Raw genomic sequence first — 4,615 nt, forward strand, 5'->3', positions numbered from 1 at the left:
GCGCTTGGGGAGATCACGGTCTCGGAGAGCACCGACTTCATCGCGCTGGCGGGTGTGGAGCGCATGTCGTCCGAGACCGATGTGACCTTCGTGCTGCGCGACAGCGGGGGCCAGGTGTTCCGCATGACGGAAGGTGCTGCGCTCAATCTGGCGGCGCGCGTGTCGGACAGGCTGAGCGTGGAGGCGGTGCTCTCAGGCTCGGAGCGGTTCACACCGGTTCTCTTCCCCGGCGTGCAGGTGCTGAACGGCGCGCTGGCCTCGGAGGCGGAGTATGTCAGCCGGGCGATCCCGGCGGCGGCGACGTTTGATGTCTCGGTCTATCTCGACACGCTGATCCCGCCCGGGGCTGGCGTGGCGGTGTTCGCCGAGACGGATGCGGGCTGGTTTGCGCTGACGCTGGAGAGCGGGCAGCCGATCGAGAACGGCGGCGAGGAGCGGCACTATGTTGGCGCAGGACTTGCCGGTGTGAGGGCCGCCAACGTGACCCGCATCAAGATCGCCCTGTCGGGCACTCCGGCGGCGCGGCCGTTCGCCAGCGCCCTGCGCGCCATCCTCAAGTGAGGGGGCGCATGAGCAACACGGCAGCCACACAAGGCGTGAACCGAGACGAGCGGACGGAGGGGCGGGGCTACCCGCTCCCCCATTCTGACAACACGATGCAGGCGGATATCGAGCGGCTGCGCACCACGCTGGTTGCCGCTGACGCGGACGTCACGGCTCAGATCGCCGAAACCCGGCGGCGCTGGGTGCACGACTTCATCGGACTGAAACTGTGACGGCGCGACTTTGTAGGGTCACAGTTCGATCACCTTTTGTTGTCGTCTCCAAAGGCTCCATCTGGTCCCAGAACGTCCTCCGGCTTCAGGGTTGGGGGCACGAACGTGCGGGCAAGCGTCCCAAACCACCAAAGGAAGATGCTCATAAGGCTAATGATGATTGGCTGGACATAAAAATCCCAGAAGTCGGGAATGACGGCGTCGCCTGGCAAATCCGGGTTGTAGAGAACTGGCACTGTCTGCCCGATGTCATCAGACTTTGCCGTCGAATAGACAGAAAAGAAGACGTGCTCTTGTCCCTGCAGATCCATGAAGCGGACGTGTGATGAAACTCGCGTTGAGTCTAACCGTGAATATGAGCTGTCATCATAGCTGGCACCTATGATCACACCTTCTGTGCGCTCAAAGGTGAAGAGCGCAACGCCCCGCTCGTAAATCATGCTCAACCCGAAGATCAGCGTGATTGGCGCGACCAGTCGCGTAAGCCAATACGTGGCACGATTGTTCAAACGCTGCGCGCGCGCGTTCTTGTGAAATCCGGCCATTGGCAACTCGCTCCTTTCTCTGAGCCACGCTTCTACACGATTTGCCGCACAAAAGAACGGGCTCGAGGGCGTCGGTCTAAGCGTCTGTACCGGCGAAACAACCAAAAAAGCATTCGAAAACCATGAGGACCCCATGACGGATATCCTGCTGCGGGGCGCGCTGAGCGCCCTCAAGACCAAGATCGAGGCGCTGGCGTCCTCGGAGACGGCAACGGCCGAAGACCTTGCAATGCTGGGCACGGCCCTTGAGCGCATCGCGGGCAAGACCACCGCCATCGAGGTGGAGATGCTCGGCGAGGAACAGCGCGCTGCGGTCTCTGTTGAGGTCGCGACGTCTCGGGACAACGCCTTGCAGGCCATCGCGGATGCGCTGGCAGCGGCGGATGCGGCGATGGCCAACCACTTCAGCAGCATCAACGCGGCGGGGACTGCAGCCTTGCCACCGATCGCGGAGGCGCAAGGTGCTGCGCTTGTGGCTATCGTAACCGAGCGAGACGCGGTGCTGGCGGCGGTCGCCGAAACCACCGAGGGCGCTGTGGCCGAGGTCACCGAAACTGCGCTGGCGGCGGTGGCGACGGCCTCCGGTCTGACCGCCACCTCCTTCTTCTTCAATCAACTCTGAGGACCAGGCCCATGAGCATCCTTGCAAACCAGATGAGTGCGGCGGACACGGCGGTGGAGGTCCTGACCATCCCCACCGGACGGCGGACCACCTTCAACATCAATGCGGTGAACACCGGCTCCGACATCGCCACCGTGACGCTTTATGCGGCCTCGCGCGAGGCGGTGCGTGTGACCGGGCTTGCGGTGACACACGGCGGTGCCAGCTATGTCGCCATCCCGGACGTCACAATCGAGGGCGGCGGCGGCACTGGCGCAGCTGCAACCGCCCGCATGATTGCAGACAGCATGACGATGGTGGACGCGGGCACCGGCTATGCTGTCGGTGACGCACTTTCGGTGGCCGTGACGGATCAGACGGCAGCGGTGATCACTGTCACCGACGTGGACGGCGCGGGCGCGATCCAAGCGGCCGAGCTGACGTCCGGGGGCGACTACGCGGTTCTCCCCGACAGCCCTGCACCGGTGACCGGCGGATCAGGGGCCGGCGCGACCTTCGTGCTGACCTTTGCCGTGTTGAGCCTGACGCTGACCAATCCGGGCACAGGCTTCTCCGAGGCCCCAACGGTGTCGTTCAGCTCAGGCACAGCCACCGGCGAGACTGGGATCGATATCGTGCTCGAGCCCAAACACACTTTCGAGCACGCCGTCGCGCTGAACCCCGGCGGCATCATTTACCGCACCGCGCTGATCCTCGGCCCCGGCGACCGGCTCTACGCGCAGGCCGATACCGACACCGTGGCCCTGACCGCCTGGGGCATCTCGGCGCTGATCTAACTTGAACATGAAAGGACGCAAAAATGCGCACGGTCTTTAACCCGGCGAACATGACGGCGGGCGGTGGCGGTGGCCCCCGGAACCAGATCAAGATCTTCAATGCAGCCGGAAGCTACGGTTGGAAAATCCCCGAGACCATCGACCCCGAGGTGCCGCTCATTGTGCGCGTCTGGGGGGCCGGGGGTGCATGCGGTGTCAATAGCGGCGGGACCGGCAATGGATATGGCGGTGGCGGCGGTGGCCTTGCACTGTCGGAAGTCCCCGTATCCGAGCTGACCATCGGTGGGACCATCACCGTGACTGTTGGGGCTGGGTCCCAAGGATATAACGGCGTCGGCGGCACCTCTTCCTTCGGAGCGTTTCTCTCCGCAACGGGCGGCAATAGCGGCTCTCGGAGCAGTGGCTCCGGGGGCAACGGTGTTGGTGGTGACATCAACCGGCGCGGCGGCAACGGAGGAACGGGGTCTTACAGCTCGTCGAGCGGTGCTGGAGGCGGCGGTGGTGCGGCCCCACATCCTGATGGTGACAGGAACGGTCATCCTGGCGGGGCTGGCACAACCTATACCGGCGGCAGCGGTGCCTCCATCTCATTCCCCGGCACACGTCCTTACACGTCCAACGTCAGCGCCGGTGGGGCTGGAACGGCAGGGCTGGGCATGAGCGCCGCTCAGAGCAGTACCTATTACTCCTACGGCGGCCAAGGCGGCGCAGGCTTGCTCGGCAGTGGCGGACGCGGCGCAGGCGCCAACAGTTATTCCAACAATTCCATCGATGTGTCTGCAGCCGAAAGCGGCGGCGGCTTTGCCATCTTTGATCCCAACCTGATCCTGCTCGGCGGCGGAGGTGGCGGCGGCAATGCCGCAACGAAGCAATCCTCTGAAATGGCGGGCACCAACGCCGGGAATGGCGGACCCGGTGCCGGGGGCGGCAGCGCGATGTCCTACAGCTCTTCTGCAAGCCATGCCTACATGGTCGCTGGAAACGGCGGCATCCTCGGCGGTGGCGGCGGCGCTGGCCAGTATTCCGCAGGCGGCCACGGCGGCAACGCAGGCGGCGGTGGCGGGTCCGGCTATCAGTTTGGCACCGGGACCGGCCACGGCTTTGGCGGCGACGGGCTGATCATCCTTCAATACGCGCTGATCCTGTAAAGGGGAGATTCATGAGCAAGTTTGCAAAAGTCGTGAACGACACCGTCATCGAGGTGCTGGACACCCTGGAGGGCCGCATCCACCCCGCGCTGCACGGAGAGTATGTCCAGGTGCCGGACGCGGTCGAACCGGGCTTTGTCAAAACCGGTCGCAAGTTCGAGGCCGCAGCCCCTGTTGCAGCCGCAGCACCCCCGCCGCCCGAGCCCGTCACGGTGGTCTCGCGCCTCGACTTCCTGCGCCGCTTCACCCGAGCCGAGCGCATAGCACTGCGTGCCGCCGAGGCTACAGACCCGGTGGTCGCCGACTTCCTGCTGATGCTGACCCTCGCGGAGGACGTGGACCTGACCAGCGCGGATGTCACCGAAGGGCTCGCCTATCTCGAAGCCAATGGCTTTATCACCGCAGAGCGCGGTGCTGCCATTCGCAGCGGCTGATCTGTAGCGGGACAGACTTGATGAAGGTCTCAGTCAGTTTGTCGCGCGGCACTGATCCGTCTGCGGACATTTATGTGTCGGTTTTTCGACAATGTGTCGGTTCTTCGACACGCAGATGCGTCCGCACATGTGTGCAAGCCCAATTTCAACCCTCCATAGCGCCTGTCGGGTGACATCCATGCAAAGGACATCCCCCATGTCTGATCCTACCTTTGGCCTGTCGATCCAGCGGATCGACAATGAGCCTCGGCCGCCTGTGGCCAGCGACATGTCCGTCGTCGGTATCATCGGCACCGCAGCTGACGCGGACGCCA

7 protein-coding genes are annotated in these 4,615 nt (G+C 64.1%); 6 read left to right on the forward strand and 1 reads right to left on the reverse strand.

Going from position 1 to position 4,615, the window contains the following annotated elements:
* A partial coding sequence (locus JJ869_RS22165) for a hypothetical protein (RefSeq protein ID WP_292270874.1) occupies positions 1-561 on the forward strand: 561 nt, incomplete at its 5' end.
* An 8-nt stretch (positions 562-569) separates the two neighbouring features.
* Positions 570-776 (forward strand): hypothetical protein, encoded by a 207-nt coding sequence (locus JJ869_RS22170; protein WP_292270878.1) that lies wholly within the window; start codon positions 570-572, stop codon positions 774-776.
* A gap of 29 nt (positions 777-805) precedes the next feature.
* Here JJ869_RS22170 and JJ869_RS22175 read toward each other — a convergent pair whose 3' ends face one another.
* Positions 806-1,321 (reverse strand): DUF3592 domain-containing protein, encoded by a 516-nt coding sequence (locus tag JJ869_RS22175; protein ID WP_292270879.1) that lies wholly within the window; start codon positions 1,319-1,321, stop codon positions 806-808.
* Between the two features lie 133 nt (positions 1,322-1,454).
* Here JJ869_RS22175 and JJ869_RS22180 point away from each other — a divergent pair, with 133 nt between their 5' ends.
* From JJ869_RS22180 to JJ869_RS22195, 4 genes are read left to right on the forward strand one after another with little or no spacing between them, the layout of a single operon-like run.
* A complete protein-coding gene (locus JJ869_RS22180) occupies positions 1,455-1,943 on the forward strand; it encodes a hypothetical protein (protein ID WP_292270881.1) in 489 nt (162 codons plus the stop codon).
* Positions 1,944-1,954: 11 nt separating this feature from the next.
* Positions 1,955-2,719: a hypothetical protein gene (locus JJ869_RS22185; RefSeq protein ID WP_292270884.1), complete on the forward strand. Its 765-nt coding sequence runs from the start codon at positions 1,955-1,957 to the stop codon at positions 2,717-2,719.
* Between the two features lie 23 nt (positions 2,720-2,742).
* On the forward strand, positions 2,743-3,867 hold the full coding sequence (locus JJ869_RS22190; protein WP_292270887.1) for a hypothetical protein: 1,125 nt from the start codon (positions 2,743-2,745) through the stop codon (positions 3,865-3,867).
* Between the two features lie 11 nt (positions 3,868-3,878).
* Positions 3,879-4,301, forward strand: coding sequence for a hypothetical protein (locus JJ869_RS22195; RefSeq protein WP_292270889.1), 423 nt, complete (start codon positions 3,879-3,881; stop codon positions 4,299-4,301).
* Positions 4,302-4,615 lie beyond the last annotated feature (314 nt).

This window comes from Marivita sp. (genome assembly GCF_017643905.1).
Taxonomy (GTDB): Bacteria; Pseudomonadota; Alphaproteobacteria; order Rhodobacterales; family Rhodobacteraceae; genus Marivita.

Coding starts and splice junctions, on each gene's coding strand:
- JJ869_RS22170 (WP_292270878.1), top strand. CDS start 570: ATGAGCAACACGGCAGCCACACAAGGCGTGAACCGAGACGAGCGGACG.
- JJ869_RS22175 (WP_292270879.1), bottom strand. CDS start 1,321: ATGGCCGGATTTCACAAGAACGCGCGCGCGCAGCGTTTGAACAATCGT.
- JJ869_RS22180 (WP_292270881.1), top strand. CDS start 1,455: ATGACGGATATCCTGCTGCGGGGCGCGCTGAGCGCCCTCAAGACCAAG.
- JJ869_RS22185 (WP_292270884.1), top strand. CDS start 1,955: ATGAGCATCCTTGCAAACCAGATGAGTGCGGCGGACACGGCGGTGGAG.
- JJ869_RS22190 (WP_292270887.1), top strand. CDS start 2,743: ATGCGCACGGTCTTTAACCCGGCGAACATGACGGCGGGCGGTGGCGGT.
- JJ869_RS22195 (WP_292270889.1), top strand. CDS start 3,879: ATGAGCAAGTTTGCAAAAGTCGTGAACGACACCGTCATCGAGGTGCTG.